We start from the raw sequence: 25,797 nt of genomic DNA, 5'->3' as shown, positions 1-25,797 counted from the left end.
TAGAAAGAAAAATGGGCGGTGGGATTAGATGAACTACCGTCTAATCCCACCGCGGCGCGAGGGGCGCCCCACTATTCTACCGTTAGAGGTAGACCGGATAATCCTTTTTCTCGATTCCAGGATCGATTCGGTTCTCTATAAAGATTCCATGCCACACCATGAAGGCAAGCACAGTCCATAGCCTACGAGAATGATCGCTGGCTCCTGCACGATGCTCATTGAGCATGTCCAAGACGGCCTTCTTATCAAAGATATGGTCTGTGAGGGACTCCGTAATGGTGTCTTGGGCCCAGCCGAATAGTTCATCGCCGGCTAGCCAATGGCGCATAGGAACGGGGAAACCGAGCTTCTTACGGTGCAAGACATGTGGCGGAACGATCTGTTCCATTGCCTTACGTAGTGCGTATTTGGTGGTGCCCTGCGTGACTTTCAAACTATGGGGGATAGTTTCAGCTACGGCAAACACTTCTTTATCCAAGAACGGAACGCGGAGCTCAAGGGAATGCGCCATATTGATTTTGTCGGCTTTAACCAAAATATCGCCGCGCATCCAGGTAAATAGATCAAGGTGCTGCATGCGCGCGACCGGATCCATATGCGTGGACTGAGCGTAGATCGGGGCTGTTACTTCACGGTGGTCCCATTCCTTCTTGGCCCAAGGCAGAACGCGTTGCATCTGCTCAAAGTTAAAGGAGCGGGCGTTGCCATAGTAGCGTTCTTCCATCGGCATGGAACCGCGTTCCAGCAAGGATTTGCCACGCATTCCCTCGGGGAAGACCTTTGCGAGTTGCCCTAGTCCTCGACGTAGCGGAATCGGGATTTTTTCAAAGGGAGCGAGAGACAACGGCTCTTTATAAATCGTGTAGCCGCCGAAAAGCTCGTCCGCGCCCTCGCCGGAGAGGACAACCTTGACGTGCTTCCTAGCTTCTTGAGCCACAAAGAAGAGCGGAACAAGGGAAGGATCGGCCACGGGGTCGTCCAAGTACCACATGATCTGAGGGATGGCGTTGGCGTATTCCTCTGGCGACACAACTTTAACGATGTGTTCCACGCCGATCGCAGCCGCAGACTCAGCAGCAACATCAACCTCTGAGTAGCCCTCCCGCTCAAAGCCAGTGGTGAAGGTCAACAAATTAGGGTTATGGCGCTTGGCCAATGTAGCTATCGCAGTGGAATCGATGCCGCCGGAGAGGAAGGACCCGACGGTGACGTCGGCACGCATATGCTTTTCGACGCTGTCCTCTAACGCGCGAGCGATTCGATCAAAAAGATCTTGTTCCTTGCCCTTGGGAACTTCCTGTGCTGGGAATTGGGGGCGGAAATAACGAGTCTGCTTGACCTTGCCGCCGGGGACAAGCTCCCCGTAGCAACCCGATTCGAGCCGGCGGATGTGCGTGTGAAGGCTCTCTGGCTCTGGTACGTACTGCAGGTCAACGTAGTGCTCAATAGCCCGTTGATCAAGGCTGAGATCTAGACCCAGATCCTCGGCGGCCTCCAAAATGCATTTCTTCTCCGAAGAGAACATGGTTCCGGCATCTGTGGTTGCGTAATACAGCGGCTTGATGCCGAATTGATCGCGGGCGAGGAAGAGTTTTTCTTCCTGGGAATCCCAAATGGCAAAGCCAAACATGCCACGCAGGTGCTGGACGACGTCCGCACCCCAGTGGTGATAGCCGACGACAATGGTCTCGCCATCGCCTGAAGTATTAAAGGTGTAGCCGAGTTCCTGTAGCTCTGCCCTGAGCTCCACATAGTTATAAATTTCGCCGTTAAACGTCATCGCATAACGATCGGCCTGGTCTTGTGGTCCCCATTTCAGTGGCTGATGGGAGTGTTCGAGATCGATGATAGAAAGGCGATTGAACCCAAAGACGGCTTGCTCGTCATGCCACGTTCCGGCTTCGTCTGGCCCCCTGTGACGCATACACGGTAGCGATTTTTCGATGGCTGGGACGTACCTTTGGGCATCCCTTGTGCTCGTAAGCATGCCAAGAAGTCCGCACATAGTTCGCCGCTCCTTCTTATATATGAACAAAGTACTTAGCTGTCTAAGGGTACCCCGTTGGGGTTGTAGAAGGTATTGCGACGATCAGCTCTGTGGAATGTGAGCGAAAACGCTCTTAAATCCCGGGGGAGGGGACTTGGAGGCGTTCCTGATTTCTCTTATTTTTCCGTGCTGCGGCTTAAGCGGAAACGGTTTTTTGGGGCACTAACGTGCTGTTTTCTTGGGGAGGGTATACATAAGGTTGATTGCCCGTTTAGTTCCTGTGATTTGGGGCACTATATTCCGGCGTGATCTGTGCTACTGGGGTGGATTTTCCTAGGAAACCCGAAGGTTCTCGGAGAAAATACAGTGAGAAGAAGGGGGAGAGCGTGCCATGACATTCAGGAAAACAAAGAGGGGTGGACTATCCTGCACTAATAGGCGTGGGTTTTGGACTGTCCCCAATCAGAATCTGATGAGTTACGGATGGCCTAAGACTCCAAGGAAATAAGTGCGACAGGAAGGCAAACGCGCGTGGAACAGCAGCAAAAGCGTGGCATTGGGCGCAAAGCATTGCTTGGTGGCGCCATCGGCTTTGGTGGCCTTACCCTTGCGGGATGTGACGTAGATGCACCAGGCGGTGTTTTGGGTAAAGCTCTAGCCTTTGGTTGGCCAGAAGGCGTTACGCCCGAAGCTACTTCGATGTATAACTTCTGGGTCTGGGTCTGGGTAGCTGCCTGGATCATCGGCTTCATCATGTGGGGGCTTTTCATCTACGGCATGTTCGCATGGAGTGCTAAGCGTGCGGAGAAGGCCGGCAAAGATGAGTTCCCTCGTCAGACTCAGTACAACATTCCGTTGGAACTGGTGCTAACGATAATCCCGATCGTTATTGTTATGGGCCTCTTCTTCTTCACCGTCCAGACCCAGGACAAGGTAACCGCGATGGATAAAGATCCTAAGGTCACCGTGGACGTTACTGCCTATCAGTGGAACTGGAAGTTTGGCTACTCGGATATTGCTGCCGAGTTTTCGCCCACCGGTGCTGAATATAAGGGTGTCGACGAAGCTCGCCAGGCTGCAGCCGAGGCAAGCAAGGTAGACCCTAACGGCAAGAACCCAATCAACGGAATGTCTAAGACTGACACGTCTTACCTCCACTTCAACAAGATTGAGACTTTGGGTACTTCTGAAGAGATCCCAGTGTTGGTTCTCCCAAGTGACACCGCAATTCAGTTTGACTTGGCTTCTGCCGATGTCTCCCACGCATTCTGGGTTCCAGAGTTCTTGTTCAAGCGTGACGTGTACAACCACCCGGAGCAGAACAAGCAGCAGCGTCGTTTCCAGATCGCAAAGATCGAAAAGACTGGTGCGTTCGTGGGTCGCTGTGCGGAGATGTGTGGCACCTACCACGCAATGATGAACTTTGAGATTCGCGTAGTCACTCCAGAGAAGTTCAAGCAGTACATCTCTTTCCGTAATAGCAATCCGCAGGCTACAAACTCTGATGCTCTCAAGAGCATTGGAGAGGAGCCCTACGCAACCACCACGCACCCGTTCAACTCTGAGCGTGCTACGCGTGATGGCGACAACTTTGATAAGACCAGCCCCGCTGCGTAGGAACAAGGAGAAGTAGAGAACATGAAAGCTACATCCAAGATCATGTATTCGATGGCAACGTTCCTTGCCGTCATGTCAGTGATCTATGTTTTTGCCACAATGTACGTTAGGGATTCTGGTAGCCACCCTGGTTTTGAATGGGCTGGTGGAGTTTCGCTGATTCTGGCGACGCTACTCACCCTGATGTTGGGCGGGTACCTGCACTTTACTGAAAACCGCATTGACATCCTTCCTGAGGACTGGGAAGAGGCTGAGGTTGCAGATGCTGCTGGAACTCTCGGATTCTTTAGCCCTAGCTCTATCTGGCCTGCGGCTATGAGTGGTGCCATTGCTGTTCTTGGCTTTGGCGTTATCTTCCTTCACTACTGGCTCATTGCAGTTGGTGCGGCATTGCTTATCTACACCACAACCATGCTGAACCTTCAGTACGGTATGCCAAAAGAAAAGCACTAGTTGTATAGTTAGCCTTCCGCTTTTGGTCGTACCCGAGGCGCACTTTCCTTAGAAAAATAAACCCGATCCCCACTGTCGTTATGACGGGTGGGGATCGGGTTTTATCTTTGTATCTCGGCTGTCTGATTAAAGACACTGTCGATGGGTGGGAAAAGTTCCCGCGGGGTTAAAAATAATTTTAAAGGGGCAAAAAGCGTCAGACTATCCGATATTGCGCATAAAAGCGCAGGTAGTTGGGGGTCATACTAAAGTTGCAACCTTGGCAGATGCCTTCTCTTTGGAATGTGAAATATCTCTCAGGCAAATAGAGGGAAAAATAAAACTGAAGAGAACTACGCCTGAGGCCGGGGAAAGGGCTTGTGGGAAAAACTGGGCAACCTTCAGGTTTCTACTGTGGTGACCTGCGGAAACCCTCCGTCGTATGGAAAGGGTGTTTAGTTCCCGTTGTGTCTAAGAAAAACTGTGGGCTGTGGAACAGAAAAAATATTGCTATGTGCAAGAAATGAGGACCTAAAAAAGGCGGGGGCAGAATGTGACTTGATCGGAAGAAACGACCATACTAATTAACGTGACGAGCGCAATAGGAAACAAAGATATGGCAGCACCGCAGCGTGTTGCGGCACTGAACCGGCCAAATATGGTCAGTGTCGGCACGATTGTGTTCCTGTCCCAGGAATTAATGTTCTTCGCCGGTTTGTTCGCGATGTACTTCACCTCGCGTGCAAATGGAATTGGTAATGGCTCTTGGAAAGAAGGAGCTGCGCACCTCAACGTGCCTTACGCATTGGTGATCACCGCTATCTTGGTGTCCTCCTCTGTGACGGCTCAGTTTGGCGTGTTCGCGGCGGAACGCGGAGATGTTTTTGGTCTTCGTCGTTGGTTCTCTCTGACCATTTTGCTGGGAGCAATCTTCTTGCTCGGTCAGAGCTATGAGTACTACCACTTGATCGAGCATGGAATGACGATCCCGAGCAGTGTGTACGGTTCTGCGTTCTACATCACCACGGGCTTCCATGCAGCACACGTGCTTGCGGGTGTTTTGGCATTTGTGGTTGTGTTGCTTCGCATTTCTAAGTCGAAGTTCACACCTGCACAGGCGACTGCTGCGATGGTGGTGTCCTATTACTGGCACTTCGTTGACGTGGTCTGGATCGGCCTGTTCATCACGATCTACTTCATTCAATAGGCGGTCTTGGCTCATATAACCGCTCAATCCGGTTATATGAACTGAGATAGCCCCTCACTTTCCGTATTCGAGAACATTAAGGGAAATGATGGATACCACCCAGAACAAGACTGAAGCGGTAGAAGTACCCTCAGCTTCAGTCTCCAAGGCCAAGAAAGTTCGAGCACGCCGCAAGGTGCGCCGGACTGCTGTTGGTGCTTTAGCGCTAGCTGTTGGCCTTACCGGTACCGGACTTTTAGTTAACGCTGTGACGCCTGACGCTCAGGTAGCTACGGCGCGCCAAGACGAGCAAGCAATGATTCAGGAAGGTAAGGACCTTTATGACGTTGCTTGTATCACCTGCCATGGCGCAAACCTCCAAGGCGTGAAAGACCGGGGTCCTTCGCTGATTGGTGTTGGCTCCGGTGCAACGTACTTCCAGGTTCATTCTGGACGTATGCCAATGCTGCGCAATGAGGCGCAGGCCATGCGCAAGGCTCCACGCTACTCTGAAGCACAGACCCTAGCGTTGGCCGCATACGTTGAGGCTAACGGTGGCGGCCCCGGCATCGTATACAACGAGGACGGCTCTGTCGCACTAGATACTCTTCGTGGCGCTAACTACAACGGAAAGATCGATCCAGCCGATGTCGCTCGCGGCTCGGATCTCTTCCGTTTGAATTGCGCTTCTTGCCACAACTTCACGGGGCGCGGTGGCGCACTTTCTAGTGGTAAATACGCACCTGTTCTAGACCCTGCAAATGAGCAGGAAATCTACCAGGCAATGCTTACTGGTCCTCAGAACATGCCTAAGTTCTCGGATCGTCAGCTCTCCGCTGATGAGAAGAAAGACATTATTGCTTACATCAAGTCTGCTAAAGAGACACCTAGCCCAGGCGGCTGGAACTTGGGCGGCCTAGGCCCAGTCTCTGAAGGCATGTTGATGTGGCTCGTTGGAATCGTGGTCTTGGTGGCCGCTGCTCTGTGGATTGGATCTCGCTCATGAGCAATAGCAATGAAAAGAAATACACAACGCAAGAACTAGAAGCGATGTCTAACGACGAGCTAGCACGTTTGGGTACAGAGCTCGACGGTGTGACTGTTGCTTATCGTAAAGAGCGTTTTCCAGTTGAGGGCGATCCGGCTTCCAAGCGTGCTTCTATAAAAGTTGGCGTTTGGTTCGGCATCGGCATCGTCTCAGCCTTGGCATACTTGGCTATTTACCTGTTCTGGCCATGGCACTATAAAGGCCTCGGCGATGACGGATTGTGGACCTACACGCTGTATACTCCGCTGCTTGGTTTGACCGCAGGTCTTGCCATTTTGGCACTGGGCTTCGGCGTGATCATTTGCATCAAGAACATCATCCCTGCAGAGATCTCTGTACAGCGTCGCCACGATGGACCTTCGGAAGAAGTGGATCGTCGTACGATCACCGCACTGCTCAATGATTCTTGGGAAACCTCCACCTTGGGGCGTCGTAAAGTGCTCAAGTCGATGCTTGGCGTCGGCGGACTCCTTGCGGGACTAGTTATTGTTGCTCCGCTCGGCGGCATGGTGAAAAACCCATGGAAGAAGGGCGAGCTAGGCATTCAGGGTGACGGAACCCTGTGGACCTCCGGTTGGACGTTGCATGAGAAAGGCGTGAAGCTTTACCTAGGGCGCGACACCGGAACGACCGCTGAGAAGCACAGCACCTCTGTTGGCACGCACTACACGACGCACGGCGTTAGCCGCCTGGTTCGTATGCGTCCGGAAGATCTGTCTGCTGCTGCAATGGAAACCGTTTTCCCGCTCCCAGAAGAGCTGGTTAACGATGGCGATAAGTACAGTGCAAACGCTGACGTGTACACGGAGCAGATGCACTCGATTCACGGCCCTCGAAACGCAGTCATGCTTATTCGTCTTCGTGCTTCTGATGCTCAAAAAGTTGTTGAGCGTGAAGGACAGGAAGAGTTCCACTACGGCGATTACTACGCCTACTCCAAGATCTGCACGCACATTGGTTGCCCGACGTCCCTCTACGAGGCTCAGACGAACCGCATCCTTTGCCCGTGCCACCAGTCGCAGTTCGATGCATTGCATTACGGCAAGCCGGTCTTCGGCCCAGCCGCCCGTGCTTTGCCTCAGCTGCCGATTACCGTTGACGAAGAGGGTTACCTCATTGCCGCAGGAAACTTTGTTGAACCTGTCGGCCCGGCATTCTGGGAGCGTCGTTCATGAGCAACAAACTAGCTGACATTGGCAATAATATTGACTCTCGATACACAGCTGCTGCTGGTATTCGTCGTCAAATTAATAAGGTATTCCCGACGCATTGGTCTTTCATGCTCGGCGAGATCGCTCTCTACAGCTTCGTTATCCTGTTGCTGACCGGCGTATACCTAACACTTTTCTTTGACCCTTCCATCACCAAGGTCATCTATGAAGGCGCTTACTTGCCTTTGAATGGTGTGGAAATGTCTCGTGCATACGAGACCGCGCTGAACCTTTCCTTCGAGGTGCGCGGTGGTCTCTTCATCCGCCAGATGCACCACTGGGCTGCGTTGACCTTTATGGTTTCCATGACGGTTCACATGCTCCGCATCTTCTTTACCGGTGCGTTCCGTCGCCCGCGTGAAGCTAACTGGATCATTGGCTGCGTGCTTTTGTTCTTGGGCATGGCGGAAGGCTTCATGGGTTACTCCCTTCCTGATGACCTGCTTTCCGGCGTCGGTCTGCGCATTATGTCTGCCATCATTTTGGCTCTCCCCATCATCGGTACCTGGTTGCACTGGTTGATCTTCGGTGGAGACTTCCCATCTGATTTGATGCTCGACCGCTTCTACATCGCACACGTGCTCATCATTCCAGGCATCATCCTTGGCCTGATTGCGGCTCACCTTGCTTTGGTGTGGTACCAAAAGCACACTCAGTTCCCGGGTGCTGGTCGCACAGAGAATAACGTCGTCGGCGTTCGTATCCTGCCGGTCTTCATCCTGGAGACCACCTCCTTCGGTTTGGTTACCTTCGGTTTCTTGGCACTCTTGGCTGGTTTGACCTCTATCAACGCTATTTGGAACCTGGGTCCTTATAACCCGTCACAGGTTTCAGCTGGTTCGCAGCCTGATATTTACATGCTGTGGACTGACGGTGCAGCGCGTGTGATGCCGGCTTGGGAACTCTACTTTGGTAACTACACGATCCCTGGTGCTTTCTGGGTTGCCCTTCTTTGTGGTGTCCTTGTCGCACTGCTCGTGGCTTACCCGTTCATCGAGAAGAAGATCACTGGCGACGACGCCCACCACAACCTGTTGCAGCGTCCCCGCGACGTTCCGGTGCGCACGTCCCTTGGCGTGATGGCAATTGTCTTCTACTTCTTGCTCACGCTCTCTGGTGGTAACGACCTATTCGCGTACCACTTCCAGGTTTCCCTGAATGCTATGACATGGGTTGGACGTATCGGTCTGATTGTTCTTCCCCCGTTGGCTTACTTCATCACCTACAGGATCTGCCTTGCTCTGCAGCGCTCTGACCGTGAGGTTCTGGAGCATGGTATTGAAACCGGCGTTATCAAGATCATGCCTAACGGTGCCTTTGTAGAGGTTCACCAGCCGCTCGGCCCAGTCGACGAGCATGGACACCCAATTCCGCTTCCATACGCTGGTGCTGCTGTTCCTAAGCAGCTCAACCAGCTTGGCTTCGGCGGAAGCCCTGGCCGTGGTTCATTCTTCACTCCAGATTCGGAGTCTATCGCGGCGAAATACGATGAAATTGAGCATGAGAATCATCGTGAAGAAGTTGAAATGTATGAGAATCTGCAGAAACAGAATCGCATCAAAGATGGGGTAGAGAAAGACTAGCCCTAAAACGTTCTCGAATACGACAGTGTCCTTCCTGGTTAACGGGAAGGCCACTGTCGTCTTTATAGGATTACTCCTTATATATAAGGAGACAACGCAGAAGACGCGACTGCAGGAGGGGGAGATAAAACAGCCAGGGGCACAAGCGTAATAACGCTGAAGTCTGTGTTGTTGGTTCCTCATTATTACGTGGCTTATCTAGTTATTGATGTGACCTAAGTGCTTCAAGTGTCTCGGAATGCTATGTAGTGGCTGTTACTTTTGATGCTTTAGTTACGTGAGAGGCGTCTTTACGTAGGGGAAATGGATGACATACTGCGCTTTTTCCCGTGGGGAAAACGGTATTGGTGACCTTGGATATGGAGAAAATTACAAAACGTGACCGGGATCATACATATTTATATTTCGGCGATTGTGGCGAAAGTGTGGTGGGGGGTTGGGGTGTTTTTCGCTTCTAAAGGAAGTTCCTATTAGTGCAGTTCGATGGGGGGATTTTGCCACTCAATGCCACTGCCTGCCGTCAGTGGGGGTGAACTTATCTAAATTTAAGGAATGGAGACGTTTGTTAAGTAACGGTTTTATAACGTGTGGATCTTTGTTGATGGGTGGACATGAAGCGTTGCCGTTTCGTAACCTAATCGAGACATTTGAGTTGGTCCCGTGTGATGGGGCTGCACGTACTTGAAGATAGGGTCGCCTGCTTCCTTGAAAAGGGAAAGCAGCCACTATGTGGCAGACCGATAAGGATTTGGAGTTTCTTTCGTGGCTAAGCACCGTCGCAGCAATCAGAACACCGCACGTAATGCAGCAGCTTCTGCTGTCGTGGTGGGTGCCACCGCAACTCTTACCGGACAGGCACATGCCGCTGAGGTTGTAGTTCCTAACACAGGAATCAAGTTTGAGGTTCAGGGAATTGAAAATGTACCTGGCATTGCAAACGTTCCGGGTAGCGATCAGTGGATTCCTTCTCTGCAGGGACAGGGTGGGAACGCTAACTACTCTGCACTGGTAAATGTTCCTACCATCAGCTCTTCTCCGGCAACTTCTTCCGGCCAGGCCGTGGTTGATGCTGCACGTTCCAAGATTGGTTCCCCTTACGTCTGGGGTGCTGCAGGTCCTAGCGCTTTCGACTGCTCTGGTTTGACCTCATGGGCATACGCGCAGATCGGCAAGTCCATCCCTCGTACTTCCTACGCACAGGCTGCAGGTGGAACAAAGGTTGCTCGACAGGATCTTCAGCCTGGCGACATTATCGCTTTCTACTCTGGCGCTTCCCACGTTGGAATCTATACCGGCAATGGCACTGTTATTCATGCCTTGACTGAAGGAACTCCGCTTTCTGAGTCTCCCATCGATTACATGCCTTATTACAACGCAGTTCGGTACTAAATAGACCGATGATTAATAGTGAAGGTTCGGCTGTGCATGCCGGACCTTCACTATTTTCACTTTGCTTACAGTTATGCAGGGCAATGCTTGTTTTTTGCTGTGTGGGCTATATAGTTGTTGTGTTCATCTAGCTAGACATTATGGGGAAAACAGTGAAAAAAACGCGCCGAATGCTTTTCGTTGCACCTTTGCTGGTCATGGTTTCTGTAGGTGGATCTTTGGCGCCGGCTGTTTTTGCAGACGATGTCGAATCACTCATTAGCTCGATGGAAGCTATTTCCCAAGATGCAAACGCCAAGAATGAGGCGGTGAAACAGCTGGAGCTTGATTTAACGGCAGGGGAAGAGTCTTTGCGGAATCTTCAATCTGATGTTGATCGAGCTACCCAGGAAGCGGACGAGGCGAAGGCTAAAGAAGACGTCTATCGCAGTGAGATCAATCGTCTGGCGGCTTCAAAATATCGTGGCGCTGTTATTGATCCATTAACTAATGCTGTTTCTGCAGAAAATCCCCAGAACGCTATTGACCGTGCCGCGTATATGTCGGTTCTCACGAGGAATGCACAGGCAGCTTTAGGCGAGTTGTCTAAAGCAACAGAAAACTCTGCAGTCAAGCGAGGATCTGTTACTCGTGCGATTGCTGAAGCGAAGTTTAAGCAAGCTGAGCTTGAAAGACAGCACGGGGTTTTACTCAAAGAGCAAGAAGCGCTCAAGACCAAGACTGAAGATCTCCGTAAACAGGTAGAAAGTCTCAGTCGCGAAGATAGGGCGCGGTGGGAAGCTAAGAATGGCCCTGTAGCATATTCGCTCGATGGAGTTGTCGGTTCCAACCCCGAGGGGATGGGTGCTCTGCAGGCGGCGATGACTAAACTCGGTTCGCCCTATGGGTGGGGTGCGGTAGGACCGTCGCAATTTGATTGCTCTGGATTGGTGTATTGGTCTTACCAGCAGCAGGGCAAGTCGCTTCCACGAACGTCCCAGGCGCAAATGGCTGGTGGAACTCCTGTTTCTCGTAGTGAGCTACAACCGGGAGACGTCGTCGGATATTATCCTGGTGCCACGCACGTGGGAATCTATGCAGGCAACGGCATGCTCGTGCATGCGTCGGATTATGGCATTCCAGTTCAGGTCGTGCCTGTTGACTCAATGCCTTTCTATGGAGCTCGCCGTTACTAATCTTCGCAGTGCATGCCCGACGATCAATGATCGTCGGGCTCTCACTATTCATGGGAGAATCAAAGCATGACCCGGGTGCTCTTAGTTACTAATGATTTTCCGCCGACGCTTGGCGGAATCCAGTCGTACATTCGTGACTACTTGGATGAGCTGGAGCCACAGGATGTGGTTGTGTTCGCTTCTACGCAGGATGCCGCTGCTGTGGAGGCTTATGATGCGTCTCTGCCTTATGTGGTGTATCGCTGGCCGCACAAGATTATGCTTCCTATCCCTGCTACGGCTCGTCGAATGGCAGAGATTATAGAGAAGGAACAGATAGACACCGTGTGGTTTGGTGCGGCCGCTCCATTAGGGCTTCTTGGCGGAAGAGCTAAGAAAGCCGGCGCGCGTCGGGTTGTTGCGTCGACTCATGGGCATGAGGTGGGCTGGGCAATGTTACCGATAGCACGCCAGCTATTGAGGCGCATCGGTCGATACAGTGACGTAGTCACGTATATCTCTGAATTCACGCTTGGTCGTATCCGAGGGGCCTTTGGTTCTCACGTTGAGTTTGCGCATCTTCCTTCAGGTGTGGATGTGGAGCGCTTTCATCCGGTAGAAAACGGTGTAAGGGCGCGTATCCGTGAGGAACTGAGGTGGGGCGAGGATGAGTTTGTTATCGCATGTATTTCTCGTTTAGTTCCTAGGAAAGGGCAAGACCGGCTCATCGAGGCTCTTCCTGAGATACTTAGCGGAGGCCAGTCGGTTCGGCTGGTGCTCGTGGGCGGGGGGCCGTATGAAACTAAACTAGTGGAACTAGCGGAAAGGCATGGGGTAACAGATTACGTAGCTTTTATGGGCAGAGTCTCTGAGGAATGCATGGTGGAGATTCTTCAGGCCTGTGATCTCTTTGCTATGCCGTGTCGAACGCGGGGGCGCGGGCTTGATGTCGAGGGGCTAGGGATCGTCTTCTTGGAGGCCCAGGCGTGCGGCGTGCCGGTCATTGCTGGGGACTCTGGTGGCGCACCGGAGACGATCGCTCCTGGGGGTGGTGTGGTTGTGGATGGGCATAGTGCGGCGGCGGTGGCTCTTGCCGTGAACTCTCTTGTAGCAATGGGCGGGGAGCGCCGACAAGCTATGGCAGGCAAAGGGCGGCAGCACGTGAAAGAGCAATGGAGTTGGGAGATTATGGGGCGGAGACTACGCGCATTGCTATAAGCGTAAATGTGATATTGGGGTGGCGGCTCGCTATACTCTGTTAGTTATGCTTTGTGCGCTTCCATAGTGCGTGGCCGCATAGAGTGCGCGTTTTCCAAAAAGTCGAGGACAGTTGAGGCGAGATATGTCTGAAAGATCCGACGCAGTCACCGTGGGCTTTGATATTGGTGGCACTAACATGCGGGCGGCGGCGGTGACTTCGGATGGTCAAATCATTAACTCTATGTCGGTTCCTACGCCATCGACTCCTGAACTGCTTGAATCGGGCATTATCGGGCTCGTAGATAACCTGCGGCAGCGGCATGATGTCTCCGCAGTGGGGCTCGCGGTAGCTGGTTTTTTGGACCCTGATTGTGAGGTCGTTCGTTTTGCTCCGCATCTTCCGTGGCGAGATCGGGCTGTCCGCGCAGAGCTTTCGGAAGCTCTAGGCTTACCTGTCCGGCTTGAACACGACGCAAATTCGGCAGCATGGGGAGAATACCGGTTTGGTGCCGCACAGGGGGCATATAACTGGGTCCTCTTTGCAGTAGGAACGGGAATTGGTGCAACCCTTATGCATCAAGGAGAAATTTATCGTGGGGCGTTTGGCACGGCGCCGGAGTTCGGCCACCTCACTGTGGTGCCAGGGGGCCGAGCGTGCTCTTGCGGCAAGCGGGGATGCCTTGAGCGCTATTGCTCAGGAACGGCTTTGGAAACTACTGCTCGTGAAATGATCGCGGCGGGCAAGGCAACCGATTCCGTGCTTATCGACGACCTAGCCAACGGTTCCCTAAGCGGTAAGCGCATTATGGCTGCAGCTGGTGACGGTGATCAGCTGGCGTGTGCTGTAGTGGAAGATTTTGCGCAATGGATGGGGCGCGCCCTCTCAGTGGTGGCGGATGTCCTTGATCCTGGTCTTATCGTGATCGGTGGGGGAGTATCCACTGCAAGCGCACTTTATATTGATACTGCCGTGGAGACGATGGCTGCATCTATGGTGGGGGCAGGATACCGCCCCCTTCCCAAAGTTTCGTGTGCGAAGCTAGGCGGAGATGCGGGTATGATCGGGGTATCTGATTTGGCTCGCCAATTGGTCTGATCGCCCTCGCTCTCTGATATTCAAGGATTCCCTGATGCACAACAAGTGGTACTGGACCTTCAAGCACATCCTGCTAGGTCCTATTCTGCGCCTGTATAATCGGCCCGAGGTTGAAGGAGTAGATAAAATCCCTTCGTCGGGAGCAGCGATTCTAGCCTCGAACCATCAGTCGGTTCTGGATTCTTTCTATTTTCCTTTGGTGTGTAGTCGTCAGATCACTTTTCCGGCAAAGAGCGAGTATTTTACTTCCTCGGGGTGCATCGGCCGGTTGCAAAAGTGGTTTTTTACTTCTGTAGGCCAGGTTCCTATTGATAGAAACTCTCCGACTGCTGCTGTGGAATTGATCAGTACGGCTCGTGAGATCTTGGGGCGGGGAGACGTGTTCGGGATTTATCCTGAAGGTACGCGCTCACCTGATGGGCGGGTTTATAAAGGGCGGACGGGAATGGCCCGGATCGCGTTTACCACCAATGATCCGGTGATTCCCGTCGCCATGATTGGAAGCCGTGAGGCTAATCCGATCGGCTCGTGGATACCACGTCCTTATAAGGTTCGGATGAAGATAGGCGATCCGATCATTCCCTCTGAATTTGCTGCGAAGCGGGGGCTGGACCCAGAATCTCACGAGGCATATCGTGCACTCACTGATTATGTGATGCATGAGCTTTCGTGTTTGAGTGGCCAGCCGTATGTGGACATGTACGCAACGGATGTAAAAAAATCCCTTGAAGAGGACAAAGGATATCCCGCGGGCGCGGAGTAAATTTGGGTGCCCTTAGTTTTAGCTGCTCTGGTGATCAACTAGGCTTATGGTCATTTCGCATGGCTATGTGCCTATGTCCAGAGCTCGAACATTCTGCAACAGTGGAATGGGCTCGTTGACAAGCAAAGCATAGGGCGGTCAATTCAAAGACAGTGCAGCCGGTTTTAGGCCGGCGCTTTGCTTTGTATAGCAAGAAAACGAGTAAGGCGACAGCCTGTAGAGGGAGCATAATGGATCGGCGAGTAGTAAAGCCGCGTGTTTTTCGCTTTCCCTCTAGTGTGAGACTCCCTGGAAAAAAGAAGACGCAAGCAAACAAGAGCAAGAACGCTGCCTGCAGAATGCGGGATTTTCGATGCGAGCGCCCTCTCTACAGGTCTAGCGACGTCGTGTCTTTAGAGGAAAAAGCCCACGAAGCTACTCGAATGCACCTTACAGTGGTCACTGAGCCTCAGAAGTCTTTGGCGATCCCGGCAGCAGCACCGCCAGCAACGGTGCCGGCAACAGCTCAGAAGAAACCGCGCATGGCATGGCCCGATGTGGCCAAAGGGTTGTCGATCATCGGGGTGGTGCTGCTCCACATTTGTTTGTCTGTTCCTGATGGGATGTACACGGCGGCGGCGCAGGTAAATGAACTTATTGCGCCTCTTCGGATGCCGTTATTTTTTCTGGTAAGCGGTTTTTTCTCCATCAAAGTATTCCGGTTTAGCTTTGCGGAGCTATTTGTACATCGCCTGTGGTTCCTTTTGGTTCCCTACGTGCTGTGGACTCCACTGGAGTTATTTGCCAAGCGGATAGAGTTTTTTGTGTTTTGGGATGAGCCTCTCCCGGACCAGGACTTCTACGTGGAAGCCTTGTGGACTTCTGAAAATATGTATTGGTTCCTCCACTCCCTGTTCTTCTTTACTATCGCGCTGTGGAGTACAAAGTTCCTGCATCTGTGGTTGCGTTGGTTTATCCCACTCGCCATTATCGTGTGTGCGCCGATAGCTCCGGAAACTCCCATGACAGAAAAAGTCGTGGCGTATCTTCCGTGCTTCTTGATAGGCGCTTATGCACGACCCTTGATTGAGCGCTATGCGGAGAATGCTCTTAAACCCGTAGAGCTTGCAGTGGCGTGCGGGACGCGGCTCTTGAGCCGCGAAATATCGCATGTGTCGGTGTCAGAAGTCTGGGAGCTTTCCCTGCTTACGCTCACGCATCTGTTGTATTTGCCCGCTGCTATCGTATGTGCGGTTCTGCTCTCTAAGGTCTCATTAGTAGGGGAGGGACTGCAGTGGATTGGTCGGCATACATTGGTTATCTATCTGAGCCATCCCATCGTGTTGACTCTGCTCTTCGGATATTTCTTCCGCTATCGCGAGGAGGGGATCGAGCTGTATAGCGATACTCTCCTAGGGTCTTCTGAGGTGTGGGTTTTGCTGTGCATCGGTTTTACGATCGCCGGAGCTGCAGCGATGGAGCTTTTGTCGCGTCTTCCCCTCATTGGGCGTTCCATCGCGCCACGCGGGTTGGTTCCCCGCCAGGCGGGCGTCGCAAAGCAAACACCCGTAGCGGCTAAGACTTAAGCTAGGGGGCGATGCATGGCCGATGCATGGTGGTTTATTACTGTGGTGATTAATTGACAGATAATGTGCGCTGGGGCTTTCTTTGCCTCTGTGAGACGCATGACAAAAAACCGTTGATTTTATCGCAGTGAGGCAAGGTCGGATGAGGTATTTTTATGACACCGAGTTCATTGAAGACGGCCGCAGTATCGAACTTGTCTCGATCGGCATTGTCGATGAGGACGGGCGAGAGTACTATGCAGTGTCTACCGATGCTGATCACTCCAAGGCGGGGAAATGGGTTCGGGAGAATGTGTTAAACAAACTGCCAAATCCTTCGAGTGAACTATGGAAGACTAACGCGCAGATCCGTGATGATATCGTGGAGTTTCTTTTATCCGCAGACTCACATCCTGAGCTGTGGGCGTGGGTAGGCGCGTACGATCACGTGGTACTTGCCCAGCTTTGGGGTGATATGACGGGGCTACCGCGAAAGATCCCCCGTTTTACGCATGAGCTTAAACAATATTGGGAATTCGCCGGACAGCCTGCGTTGCCTAAAGCGCCTGACGGAAACCATGACGCTCTCGTCGATGCGCGGCATAACCTGCAGAAATTCAAGGTGTGCGCGATGCGTCTGCCGATCGATAAGAAGAATCGAGTATAAGCTGGCCTGTTTTTACCCTGTTTTCCACTCTCGACGAAGCGCGATTTCTGCATAAAATGTCCAAGTATAGAATTTTATGTTCCGCCGACGCGCTGATTTTAACGGTGACGTGCTAAACATAAGAGTGTGAGTTGGACAGTAGACATTCCTAAAGACGTTTTGCCAGATCTTCCGCCGTTGCCGGATGGATTGCAACAGCGATTTGAAGACGTCATCGCTCGTGACGCAAAGCAGCAGCCAATTTGGGACACGAAAACCGCCAAGAACGTTCGCAAGATCCTAGAATCGGTGCCCCCTATCGTGGTTGCGCCGGAGGTCCGCGAGCTCAAGAAGTTGCTTGCCGACGTTGCCAACGGCAAAGCCTTCCTACTCCAGGGTGGGGACTGCGCCGAAACGTTTGAGTCCAACACGGAACCGCATATTCGTGCCAACATTAAGACACTTCTGCAGATGGCAGTTGTGCTTACCTACGGTGCCTCCACGCCGGTTATTAAAATGGCTCGTATTGCGGGACAATACGCTAAACCACGCTCATCCAATCTCGATGAGAACGGTCTGCCCAACTACCGCGGGGACATCGTTAACGGGGTGGAAGCGACCGAAGAAGCCCGTAAGCACGATCCCGCACGTATGATCCGCGCTTACGCTAACTCCTCTGCTGCCATGAACTTGGTTCGCGCATTAACCTCATCGGGCACCGCTGATCTGCATCGTTTGACGGGCTGGAATAGGCAGTTCGTTGCCAGTTCTCCTGCTGGAGCGCGCTATGAGGCGTTGGCTCAGGAGATTGAGCGGGGATTGCGTTTTATGAACGCCTGCGGCGTTACGGATAACACGCTGCATTCCGCAGATATTTTCTGTTCCCATGAGGCTCTCGTCGTGGACTATGAGCGTGCCCTGCTGCGCCTGGCGGAAAACGAAGAGGGAGAAACAGAGCTTTACGATCTCTCTGCACATCAACTATGGATCGGCGAGCGTACGCGTGGCATCGAAGACTTCCATGTTAATTTCGCGGCAATGATCGCCAACCCCATCGGCATCAAGATCGGTCCTACCTGTACGCCTGAAGAGGCCGTGGCTTATGCGGATAAGCTGGATCCGAATTTTGAACCGGGTCGCCTCACCATGGTTGCACGTATGGGGCATGACAAAGTTCGTTCCGTCTTGCCGGGCATCGTCCGGGCTGTTGAGGACTCCGGACACAAAGTGATCTGGCAGTCGGACCCGATGCACGGGAATACCTTTACCTCTTCCAACGGCTATAAGACTCGTCACTTTGACAAGGTGATTGATGAGGTTCAAGGTTTCTTTGAGGTTCATCGTGCGCTCGGTACACACCCAGGCGGAATTCACATTGAACTTACTGGTGAAAACGTCACTGAGTGCCTTGGCGGTGCAGAAGACATCACGGATGTGGATCTGCCCGGACGCTATGAGTCTGCCTGCGATCCACGTCTTAACACCCAGCAATCGCTGGAGCTATCCTTCCTCGTCGCAGAGATGCTGCGGAACTAAGAACTGCTGCGCTGGTCGCGCAGTCACAGCTAATATGATCTAAAAATGCCTCGCTTTCTTAGTTAGTGAACTAGCTCAAGAAATCGAGGCATTTTGTTTCCCTACTAGGAACCTATTGTTCGTAGCTTGATCTCGGCTCCAGGGATTTCTCGACCTCCCGTGGGGGATTGCCAATAGACGCGGGAGGAAGGTTTCTTAGCCCCGGTGCCTTTGACCGTAAAACCAGCTTCTTCAAGAATCTTCTTAGCCTCGGAGTATTTCTTTCCCACGACGGAAGGAACGTTGACCTCGCCGGCAAGAACAAGATCCACGGTGGTACGCGCGGGGTCAATGAGACTGCCGGACGGCGGCATGATGGAGGTAATTTCGTCCGCAGAGTTGCCGGATTCCGACTCCGATCGCGTGACACTACTTACTCTGATTCCGGCAGCAGCGAGCTCGCTGGTGGCTTCTTGCTTGGATTTTCCACGCACGTCAGGAATCTCCACGGCCGTTGAGACCCGAAGAGTGGCAGTAGTGCCACGGGGCAGGGTGGTGCCGGCCTCAGGTAGCGTCCCGATGGCATCTCCACCGCGTATTTCTGAGTTAAATTCCTCGGTGATATTCACTTTGAGGCCAAGCTTTTCCAGTTGCTCGCGTGCTGATTGTTCAGACATTTCTGCGACATTGGGAACATTAACAGGGGCGGGACCTCGGGATAGTGCAACGGCTACTTCTGAGCCCACGCGGACTGTGGTTCCCGGTTCTGGTTTTAAGGAAACAACTTTTCCTTCGGGAACGTCATCAGAATATTCTGGCGGTGCCTCTGAATAGGATAAGGAGCGTTCCTCTAAAAGCGAGCGGACTTCCGCAATATCGTGGCTGCTTGGAATAGAAGGGACGGTGGGCTTTCCTTGGGATACCAAAAGGGTAATCTCGTTGCCTTTTACTGCTCGATGTCCGATCTCTGGTACGGCTCCCGCGACTAAATCAGCTGGAATATCATCGCTATAGACGGGGGACGTGGTTGTGCTAAAGCCCGCATCCTGAGCTAACGCAGTTGCCTCTATCTGGCTCATTCCGAGTACCTGAGGAACTTCTCCGTATCGTCCGGAGCCAAACCACCAACCACCGACTGCCACGGATGCCGTTACTACAAGGACAAGGACAAGCCAAATGATAAAACTTGCCTTTGACCTGTTAGTTATTGGAGGTTCCGCGGGCGGTTCTTCTCCTGGCACTGGGGGAATAGCCTCAGGAACAGCAGGCGCTGCTGCAGCATAGGGATCGGGCGCCATACTGGGGGTGGGGCGCGCAGCTTCGACTATTCCTTCGTGGGGAAAGATCTGAGTCTCTGCGGCAGCTTCTGTCGCCGGGAAGACGGATGTTTCCTGCGTGGTCGGGTACTGCGAGTGCGGGAACAATCCTTGGTCCGGGGCATCGTCGATGAGCTCAGTTGCATCCCTGGGAATATCTGTGGTGAGTAGATCCGTAGCGCTGAGTGCCCCGTTGATATTTTCGGAGGCGCGGTGGGCTGCGGCGTTAGCGGGGACGGGAACTTTGAAAGCTGGAAGCTGGAGTTCAGCAGTAACGTCATCGAGTGCCGTGAGGAACTCGTCGGCATCGGTAAAGCGATCGTGCGGGCTTAGCGTGGTGGCTGAGGCGACGAGGGCGTCGAAAAGCGGGGGAATGCCGTCAATGACGTCGCTTGGCGCGGGGACCGTGCGATCGAGACGTGAATACGCGTGGGCGATTTGCGTGTCGCCGCTAAACGGCGTGGTGCCAGTAAGTAATTCGTAGAGCAAAATACCGGCCGAATATACATCGCTGGCGGGGCCAATATCGTCACCAGAAACTTGTTCAGGGGATAAGTAGGAGACCGTGCCGATAATGCTTGCAGAGGTTGCTTGGCTTGCCGACGCAGCCCGGACAAGTCCAAAGTCTGCAAGTTTTACCTGATGATCGCCATTGATAAGAACGTTGTCGGGTTTGATATCCCGGTGCACCATTCCTGCTTTGTGCGCAACGGACAAACCGGTAAGAACAGAGTGCATAACGGCTGCCGCTGCATGAGCAGGCATGGGGCCGCGTTCTGCAAGCAGCTCACGCAGAGTGCCACCTGTTATGAGCTCCATGATCAAAAAGACTTGATCGCCATCGGAGGAGAAATCGTATACTCCCACTAAGCATGGGTGGGAAAGCTGTGCCATAGAGCGCGCTTCACGCTGGAAGCGCTGGCGAAATACAGGATCGTCGATATACCGGGCATCCATCACTTTTGCAGCGACGTGGCGCTCCAAACGTAGGTCTAAACAGCGATAAACTGTGGACATGCCGCCGCGCGCGATGGGGGCCTCAATGCGGTATCGATTCTCCAGAACATCGCCTACTATCAACTCTGCCATGATAAACAGTATGGACGACGTGTACCTGCCTTTGCTAACTCGCCGCACTATTTATCGCGCAGTTCCAGCAGACAAGCTAGATTAACAAGGGTGAGTAACAACAACGTGTCACGTAGCGCCTTGCCAGACAACGAGCCCCTTCTTACCGTCCCCGATTATGCGGAACGTTTGGGACTACCTGTAACCAGAGTTTTTGATCTTCTCGGTGAGCACAAACTCATCGGTGTTTATGACAACGGTGTGCGCAAGATTCCCGAAGCTTTCCTCTCTGTGAAAGGAACCACTAATAAGTTTGTTCCTGGAGTCATTGCGTTGCTTTCCGACGGCGGCTTTACCGACGAGGAGATCTTCCAGTACCTGTTCACAGAGGATGAAACCTTGCCAGGGCGGCCTGTCGACGCCCTTCACGGACACCTTGCCCGTGAAGTCATGCGTCGCGCACAGGCAGCGGCATTTTAGACGGCCTTAGCACTCAGAGCGTCGTCGTCAACGGCGGCCTCAAAAATTGAGCGGGTCATCCACCAGCCTGCGATTACCGTGGCTACCATCCACACCGGATTGTACAGCTGGTGGTTTCCGCTTCCTGTGAATGCCATTGCTACAACGATAGAACCTCCCACGGTTATTTTCTTTAACCACAGCGGCGGCGTGAACGTACCGATGAGGGAAAGCACGCTTGCGTAGTACCAGGGGAGGGTTACTGCGTTGAAAAAGAATGCGACGGCGTATGCGGAGGCTGTGCCACGGATGGCATCGCGGTGAGTTTTCCGGAAAACCCACCAGCAGATTACAAGCCCCAGGGCCATGAGAATCATGGAGAGTACGCGTAACACACCCACAACAGCGTTGAAGGGGAACGGGTCAATCCACAGGCTTCCCACGCTAGAAATCGCAGTGGCTACGAGGGAGGGAAAGGCGAGCGGGTTAATAACCTTGGTGTTGCCGCTCAGTGCCGCAATCCAACCCCAGGAAGCCCCTGAGGCCCAGGTTACCGCGGCTAAGACGGCGAGAGTCTCTAGTGCACCGACGATTCCAGCTGCGAGGAAAACGCGCGTTTTTGTTTTCCATGAGCCCGGAACATGAGCAACAGCTATCCAGACCACGAAGGGAAGCGCGAGTGCGGCAGTCGCCTTCAAGGACATAGCAATTGCGATGATAGCGATGGCACAGAGATAATTCATTACTGATTTACGCAGTGCCAGCACTAAGCCGATGCTGACCAAGCCCACCATGATTGCCTCATTGTGCATACCCCCGATGAGATGAAAAACCATCACTGGGCTAGCTACTCCCAACCATTGCGTCATTGCAGGATTACTGCCCAGGGCGAGAGCTATTTTAGGAATAGCCCACATGATCCCCATAAAACCGAGGATCGACAGCGCTTTAAAACAAAAAATCCCGTAAGCGATGTGATTGCCGCATAGCCGCACTATGCCTTCACTAATCCATAAATGGAGTGGACCATAAGGAGTGGTGGTGTTTCGCCAATCGTGCGAGACCTCGTAAAGGATAGGGCTGGGGTTGGCGGATGCTCCTTGGGTATAGGCGTCGAAGCCGTCGCGAAGCAGCGTGCCTTGCATCAAATAGGAATAGATGTCCCGAGACATGATGGGGGCGGCAAGTGCAAGGGGAATAATCCACAAAGACAGCGTTCGGGTTACTTCCTGGACTGTCGCATGGCCCGCGACGACGCGTCGTCCGAGTAGGAACCACGCCACGACAAAGAGCGCAGAGCCGATCCACAGCGTGATATTGGAAAAACCAGCGCCGTGGCCATAAGACAAAAATTCCAGGTTGAGGATGTCCAACAGCCCGCCGCGGTTTCGGATGGCGCCGCCGCCAAAAGAACCTAGAGTGATTAAGACCGTGGCTATCAGGCCTGTTCGGACTGGGGAAAGCGAATAGAGCTTTGTTAACACAAGAGTCATTGTTGTCACGCAGAATTACATTGAGCGGGCTGTGGCTTTATGAGCCAAAGATACGAGTATGTTGCGTGCGTCGTCACTGATATCTGCAGTACAAAGGTGAGAAATTCCCCGTTCTGCGAGCTCGTCAATGCGCTTTTCCACGCCAGCTTCTGCGCCAGTTTGCCGAATCGTATCGGCCAAGCGCGCAATATCATGTGGCTCGGTAACCGTTCCTACGCCTTTTCGGATGGCTTCCACGGCATCTGCGTTATCCGTGGCATGCGCAAGCTCTAGAGCCTTGGCCACGAGAACAGTGCGCTTGCCCTCGCGCAGGTCATCGCCTGCTGGTTTCCCCGTGACCTCGGGGTTACCAAATACACCGAGTAGATCGTCGCGAAGCTGGTATGCCACGCCGATGTCTCTTCCGTAATCGCGGAGTGCACGCACAATATTTTCATCGGCACCGGCTATAGCAGCGCCGATGTGTAATGGGCGTTCAATCGTATAGGCCGCAGTTTTAAAGCGATTGACGTTTTCTGCAAGTTCGATGCTTTCGCTTCCCGCAGACTCTAGGAAGACATCCAGGAGCTGTCCGCCAATAACTTCTGTGCGCATACCTCGCCAGGCATTAGAAGTCCTGGCGATAGCTGCATCGCTTAGCCCAGAAGTCCTAAACATATCGTCTGCCCAAGCAAAAGCAAGATCGCCAAGCAAGATTGCAATCGACTCGCCGAAGTGCGCAGAGTCGCCATTCCAAGCGCTATCCCTATGACGAGCCTCCGCGGTTCGGTGAACAGTCGGCCGTCCGCGACGCGAATCGGAGGCATCGATGATGTCGTCGTGGATTAAAGCGCAGGCCTGGATGAGTTCGAGAGAGCTTATCGACGCCAATACGGCTTCCGGATCTTCTGCGCCTTCCAGTCCGTTACCCGCCAAAAAACCGGCCCATGCATAGCTCGGGCGAATCCGCTTGCCGCCGCCTAAGACAAAATCTTCCAGATAAGTCACCACGCGAGATACTGGCTCGCCGATGACGGAGATTTTGTGGGAGCGTCCTTGGAAAAATTCGCGCAGTTTTTGTCCCACAGCCGGTTCGATTTCGGAGAAAGTTAAGGAACGTGCATCGAATTGAGGAGACGGAGTGGAACGAGACACTGTAGCGGGATCCTTTTCTCTTACAGGAGATGCGGCGTGCGCGTCTCGGAAGTGGTGCATATCGCTCAAGCCTATATCTAAGTGGCACATCTGCTGGCGCGCCACTAGGAAAGTCGAGAACAAGGGGATATCCGAATGTACCCCTCACCTTGTACACAAAGAGTGAATAAAACAGGTCGATGTACCCTCGAAACGCGAAGATTTTGTTTCTCACCCTTTAAGATACCGAGTCATGTCTGCTTCGCATATCCCCGCTGCCTATCAGCGTTCCATCACTGAGGTACTTAAGATGCCTAGTCCTGGTCGGGTCCCATTTTCTGTGGAGTTTATGCCACCTCGGGATACATCGGCGGAACAAAGACTGTGGAAAGCAGCTGAGGCATTCCATGATTTAGGAACAGCTTTTGTCTCCGTAACCTACGGGGCCGGTGGGTCGAGCAGGGAACGCACGATGCGCGTAGCCCATAAGCTATCCAAACTTCCGCTTACAACGCTCGTTCACTTAACCCTGGTGGAGCATACAGAAGCCGAATTGGTAGAGATTCTGGATGATTATGCTGCGCATGGCCTGTCCAACCTTCTTGCGCTCAGAGGTGATCCTCCCGGAACTAATCCCATGGCGGAGTGGGTTGCCACTCCCGGAGGCCTGGAATATGCCAGTGAACTCATTGAGCTCACCAAGAAGAACCCGAAAACATCACATTTTCAAGTGGGCATTGCGAGTTTCCCGGAAGGTCATTATCGAGCGCCGTCGTTGGACGCAGATACAGAGTTCACGTTGCAGAAACTGCGCGCCGGGGCTGACTTTTCCATCACCCAGATGTTCTTTGACATCGAGCATTTTCTTCGGCTCCGTGATCGCCTAGCCAAAGCGGACCCTGAGCATGGTTGCAAACCTATTATTCCTGGCCTTATGCCGATAACAAGTATTCGTTCTGTTCGACGGCAGATGGAGCTAGCCGGTGCTTCTTTGCCACGCGAGCTGGAAAAACAGCTTCTCGACGCCGCCAAGAGGGATGAAGAATCCCATAAAGAAGACATACGTAAAGTTGGGATCGAGCTGACAACTCAGATGGCGGAGAAACTTATTGCTGAGGGAGTGCCTGACATTCACTTCATGACGATGAACTATGTGCGGGCTACCCAGGAAGTCCTACATAACTTAGGTATGGCTCCTGCGTGGGGAACCGATCATGGGCATGACGCAGTGCGTTAACCGACGTTGAGCACTTTGTGCTCTTTGCCGAGCTCTGCCCGGAGGATGGCAAAAGCCCTGGAGTCGCCTTGAAAATAAAAGTCGCGTAGTAAGTCGTAGAAACCGTGGCGTCGATAAAGCGAAAAAGCTGCGTTTGACTCGTTGGGTACTTCCGGCGTGGAGAGCAAAACTGTTGTTGACTGCGCGTTACGGAGCAACGACGAGAGTAATTTATGGCCAATGCCCTGGCCCTGAGCTGTGGGGGACACATGGATCTCCGCGAGCTCAAAATAGTGATCGGGCATGGATGCGCTCGTTCCTGAGACGGTTGCCTTGGCGTTTCTAATCCCTCGGCGAACTTGTCGATTCCACCAGTGCTCGCGCCTGCCGAGAAAACCATAGGCGACTCCGGCTATGCCATCGCCATAAGTATAGGAATGGCCCTCATCCGATTCGACTGCGCATACGGCAGTGAACCCGGATTCCATCACGGCTCGTCGCCACACAGAGATTCTGGAGTGGCGGAGAGTCGGGTTATACCCCATCGCATCGATATAAAGATCGACAAAGTCGGGGCAATGGAATGCAAAGGCTGTACTCGAAAGACTCTGAATGGAAATGGACACAATGTTATGGAATCACTTTTTTGCGGTGAGCGTGAGGAGTTTTCGGGAAAAGTTGTCAAATACTCACCCTAGCTTTTAATCGAACACCAGTACTATAATGGGTGGTGAGTGTTGAACATGCTGGATAGTATTCTC

Annotated in this window: 21 protein-coding genes; 16 read left to right on the top strand and 5 right to left on the bottom strand. The window is 52.9% G+C overall.

Annotated features, from left to right (window positions below; all coding sequences use genetic code 11):
* Nucleotides 1–82: 82 nt before the first annotated feature.
* Entirely contained in the window at nucleotides 83–2,005 is a 1,923-nt protein-coding gene (asnB, locus tag CBE74_RS20740; protein WP_087454296.1) for an asparagine synthase (glutamine-hydrolyzing), read from the bottom strand.
* Between the two features lie 513 nt (nucleotides 2,006–2,518).
* On the opposite strand from asnB, the gene ctaC reads away from it, so the two are divergent.
* From ctaC to CBE74_RS20670, 14 genes are all read left to right on the top strand, one after another.
* Nucleotides 2,519–3,604, top strand: a complete 1,086-nt coding sequence (ctaC, locus tag CBE74_RS20735; RefSeq protein ID WP_087454295.1) for an aa3-type cytochrome oxidase subunit II — start codon at nucleotides 2,519–2,521, stop codon at nucleotides 3,602–3,604.
* 21 nt (nucleotides 3,605–3,625) lie between these two features.
* Complete coding sequence (ctaF, locus tag CBE74_RS20730; RefSeq protein ID WP_087454294.1) at nucleotides 3,626–4,057, top strand: aa3-type cytochrome oxidase subunit IV; 432 nt, start codon at nucleotides 3,626–3,628, stop codon at nucleotides 4,055–4,057.
* Between the two features lie 568 nt (nucleotides 4,058–4,625).
* On the top strand, nucleotides 4,626–5,243 hold the full coding sequence (gene ctaE, locus CBE74_RS20725) for an aa3-type cytochrome oxidase subunit III (RefSeq protein WP_087454293.1): 618 nt from the start codon (nucleotides 4,626–4,628) through the stop codon (nucleotides 5,241–5,243).
* Between the two features lie 88 nt (nucleotides 5,244–5,331).
* Nucleotides 5,332–6,228 (top strand): cytochrome bc1 complex diheme cytochrome c subunit, encoded by an 897-nt coding sequence (gene qcrC / locus CBE74_RS20720; RefSeq protein ID WP_013911895.1) that lies wholly within the window; start codon nucleotides 5,332–5,334, stop codon nucleotides 6,226–6,228.
* Entirely contained in the window at nucleotides 6,225–7,445 is a 1,221-nt protein-coding gene (qcrA, locus tag CBE74_RS20715) for a cytochrome bc1 complex Rieske iron-sulfur subunit (RefSeq protein ID WP_087454292.1), read from the top strand. The genes qcrC and qcrA overlap by 4 nt, the downstream gene beginning before the upstream one ends.
* Nucleotides 7,442–9,064: a cytochrome bc1 complex cytochrome b subunit gene (gene qcrB / locus CBE74_RS20710; RefSeq protein WP_087454291.1), complete on the top strand. Its 1,623-nt coding sequence runs from the start codon at nucleotides 7,442–7,444 to the stop codon at nucleotides 9,062–9,064. Before qcrA ends, qcrB begins: the two co-directional genes overlap by 4 nt.
* A gap of 762 nt (nucleotides 9,065–9,826) precedes the next feature.
* Nucleotides 9,827–10,453 carry a C40 family peptidase gene (locus CBE74_RS20705; RefSeq protein WP_087454290.1) on the top strand — a complete coding sequence of 209 codons (627 nt, stop codon included), beginning with the start codon at nucleotides 9,827–9,829 and terminating at the stop codon, nucleotides 10,451–10,453.
* A gap of 170 nt (nucleotides 10,454–10,623) precedes the next feature.
* The gene (locus CBE74_RS20700) at nucleotides 10,624–11,628 is read left to right on the top strand and encodes a C40 family peptidase (protein WP_087454917.1); all 1,005 of its coding nucleotides are present in this window, start codon (nucleotides 10,624–10,626) and stop codon (nucleotides 11,626–11,628) included.
* A gap of 66 nt (nucleotides 11,629–11,694) precedes the next feature.
* Complete coding sequence (locus tag CBE74_RS20695) at nucleotides 11,695–12,825, top strand: glycosyltransferase family 4 protein (RefSeq protein WP_087454289.1); 1,131 nt, start codon at nucleotides 11,695–11,697, stop codon at nucleotides 12,823–12,825.
* Nucleotides 12,826–12,949: 124 nt separating this feature from the next.
* On the top strand, nucleotides 12,950–13,903 hold the full coding sequence (locus CBE74_RS20690; protein WP_087454288.1) for an ROK family protein: 954 nt from the start codon (nucleotides 12,950–12,952) through the stop codon (nucleotides 13,901–13,903).
* 34 nt (nucleotides 13,904–13,937) lie between these two features.
* Nucleotides 13,938–14,666 (top strand): lysophospholipid acyltransferase family protein, encoded by a 729-nt coding sequence (locus CBE74_RS20685; RefSeq protein WP_087454287.1) that lies wholly within the window; start codon nucleotides 13,938–13,940, stop codon nucleotides 14,664–14,666.
* 230 nt (nucleotides 14,667–14,896) lie between these two features.
* Nucleotides 14,897–16,231, top strand: a complete 1,335-nt coding sequence (locus CBE74_RS20680; protein WP_087454286.1) for an acyltransferase family protein — start codon at nucleotides 14,897–14,899, stop codon at nucleotides 16,229–16,231.
* A 142-nt stretch (nucleotides 16,232–16,373) separates the two neighbouring features.
* On the top strand, nucleotides 16,374–16,877 hold the full coding sequence (locus CBE74_RS20675; RefSeq protein WP_087454285.1) for a polyadenylate-specific 3'-exoribonuclease AS: 504 nt from the start codon (nucleotides 16,374–16,376) through the stop codon (nucleotides 16,875–16,877).
* A 126-nt stretch (nucleotides 16,878–17,003) separates the two neighbouring features.
* Nucleotides 17,004–18,392, top strand: a complete 1,389-nt coding sequence (locus CBE74_RS20670) for a class II 3-deoxy-7-phosphoheptulonate synthase (protein WP_087454284.1) — start codon at nucleotides 17,004–17,006, stop codon at nucleotides 18,390–18,392.
* A gap of 104 nt (nucleotides 18,393–18,496) precedes the next feature.
* Here CBE74_RS20670 and CBE74_RS20665 read toward each other — a convergent pair whose 3' ends face one another.
* The gene (locus CBE74_RS20665) at nucleotides 18,497–20,776 is read right to left on the bottom strand and encodes a PASTA domain-containing protein (RefSeq protein WP_166740991.1); all 2,280 of its coding nucleotides are present in this window, start codon (nucleotides 20,774–20,776) and stop codon (nucleotides 18,497–18,499) included.
* 90 nt (nucleotides 20,777–20,866) lie between these two features.
* Between CBE74_RS20665 and CBE74_RS20660 the strand changes: the two genes are divergently transcribed.
* The gene (locus tag CBE74_RS20660) at nucleotides 20,867–21,235 is read left to right on the top strand and encodes an Rv2175c family DNA-binding protein (protein WP_166740992.1); all 369 of its coding nucleotides are present in this window, start codon (nucleotides 20,867–20,869) and stop codon (nucleotides 21,233–21,235) included.
* Here CBE74_RS20660 and CBE74_RS20655 read toward each other — a convergent pair.
* Both CBE74_RS20655 and CBE74_RS20650 read right to left on the bottom strand, forming a co-directional pair.
* A complete protein-coding gene (locus CBE74_RS20655) occupies nucleotides 21,232–22,707 on the bottom strand; it encodes an alpha-(1->6)-mannopyranosyltransferase A (RefSeq protein WP_134315993.1) in 1,476 nt (491 codons plus the stop codon). The genes CBE74_RS20660 and CBE74_RS20655 overlap by 4 nt on opposite strands.
* Nucleotides 22,708–22,722: 15 nt before the next feature.
* A complete protein-coding gene (locus tag CBE74_RS20650) occupies nucleotides 22,723–23,901 on the bottom strand; it encodes a polyprenyl synthetase family protein (protein WP_087454281.1) in 1,179 nt (392 codons plus the stop codon).
* A 172-nt stretch (nucleotides 23,902–24,073) separates the two neighbouring features.
* On the opposite strand from CBE74_RS20650, the gene CBE74_RS20645 reads away from it, so the two are divergent.
* Complete coding sequence (locus tag CBE74_RS20645; protein WP_087454280.1) at nucleotides 24,074–25,057, top strand: methylenetetrahydrofolate reductase; 984 nt, start codon at nucleotides 24,074–24,076, stop codon at nucleotides 25,055–25,057.
* Here CBE74_RS20645 and CBE74_RS20640 read toward each other — a convergent pair.
* Complete coding sequence (locus tag CBE74_RS20640; RefSeq protein ID WP_087454279.1) at nucleotides 25,054–25,662, bottom strand: GNAT family N-acetyltransferase; 609 nt, start codon at nucleotides 25,660–25,662, stop codon at nucleotides 25,054–25,056. The two genes, CBE74_RS20645 and CBE74_RS20640, sit on opposite strands and share 4 nt — an antisense overlap.
* Between the last annotated feature and the right edge of the window lie 135 nt (nucleotides 25,663–25,797).

The sequence above is a fragment of the Corynebacterium silvaticum genome (assembly GCF_002162115.2).
Classification (GTDB): domain Bacteria; phylum Actinomycetota; class Actinomycetes; order Mycobacteriales; family Mycobacteriaceae; genus Corynebacterium; species Corynebacterium silvaticum.
This window is presented reverse-complemented; position numbering and strand designations above follow the sequence as displayed.

Excerpts from the sequence above, each read along its gene's own strand:
- CBE74_RS20650 (WP_087454281.1), bottom strand. The coding sequence starts at position 23,901 with ATGCACCACTTCCGAGACGCGCACGCCGCATCTCCTGTAAGAGAAAAG.
- qcrA (WP_087454292.1), top strand. The coding sequence starts at position 6,225 with ATGAGCAATAGCAATGAAAAGAAATACACAACGCAAGAACTAGAAGCG.
- CBE74_RS20695 (WP_087454289.1), top strand. The coding sequence starts at position 11,695 with ATGACCCGGGTGCTCTTAGTTACTAATGATTTTCCGCCGACGCTTGGC.
- CBE74_RS20645 (WP_087454280.1), top strand. The coding sequence starts at position 24,074 with ATGTCTGCTTCGCATATCCCCGCTGCCTATCAGCGTTCCATCACTGAG.
- qcrC (WP_013911895.1), top strand. The coding sequence starts at position 5,332 with ATGGATACCACCCAGAACAAGACTGAAGCGGTAGAAGTACCCTCAGCT.
- CBE74_RS20655 (WP_134315993.1), bottom strand. The coding sequence starts at position 22,707 with ATGACTCTTGTGTTAACAAAGCTCTATTCGCTTTCCCCAGTCCGAACA.
- qcrB (WP_087454291.1), top strand. The coding sequence starts at position 7,442 with ATGAGCAACAAACTAGCTGACATTGGCAATAATATTGACTCTCGATAC.
- CBE74_RS20680 (WP_087454286.1), top strand. The coding sequence starts at position 14,897 with ATGGATCGGCGAGTAGTAAAGCCGCGTGTTTTTCGCTTTCCCTCTAGT.
- asnB (WP_087454296.1), bottom strand. The coding sequence starts at position 2,005 with ATGTGCGGACTTCTTGGCATGCTTACGAGCACAAGGGATGCCCAAAGG.
- CBE74_RS20685 (WP_087454287.1), top strand. The coding sequence starts at position 13,938 with ATGCACAACAAGTGGTACTGGACCTTCAAGCACATCCTGCTAGGTCCT.
- CBE74_RS20665 (WP_166740991.1), bottom strand. The coding sequence starts at position 20,776 with ATGGCAGAGTTGATAGTAGGCGATGTTCTGGAGAATCGATACCGCATT.
- CBE74_RS20675 (WP_087454285.1), top strand. The coding sequence starts at position 16,374 with ATGAGGTATTTTTATGACACCGAGTTCATTGAAGACGGCCGCAGTATC.
- ctaF (WP_087454294.1), top strand. The coding sequence starts at position 3,626 with ATGAAAGCTACATCCAAGATCATGTATTCGATGGCAACGTTCCTTGCC.
- CBE74_RS20700 (WP_087454917.1), top strand. The coding sequence starts at position 10,624 with ATGCTTTTCGTTGCACCTTTGCTGGTCATGGTTTCTGTAGGTGGATCT.
- CBE74_RS20690 (WP_087454288.1), top strand. The coding sequence starts at position 12,950 with ATGTCTGAAAGATCCGACGCAGTCACCGTGGGCTTTGATATTGGTGGC.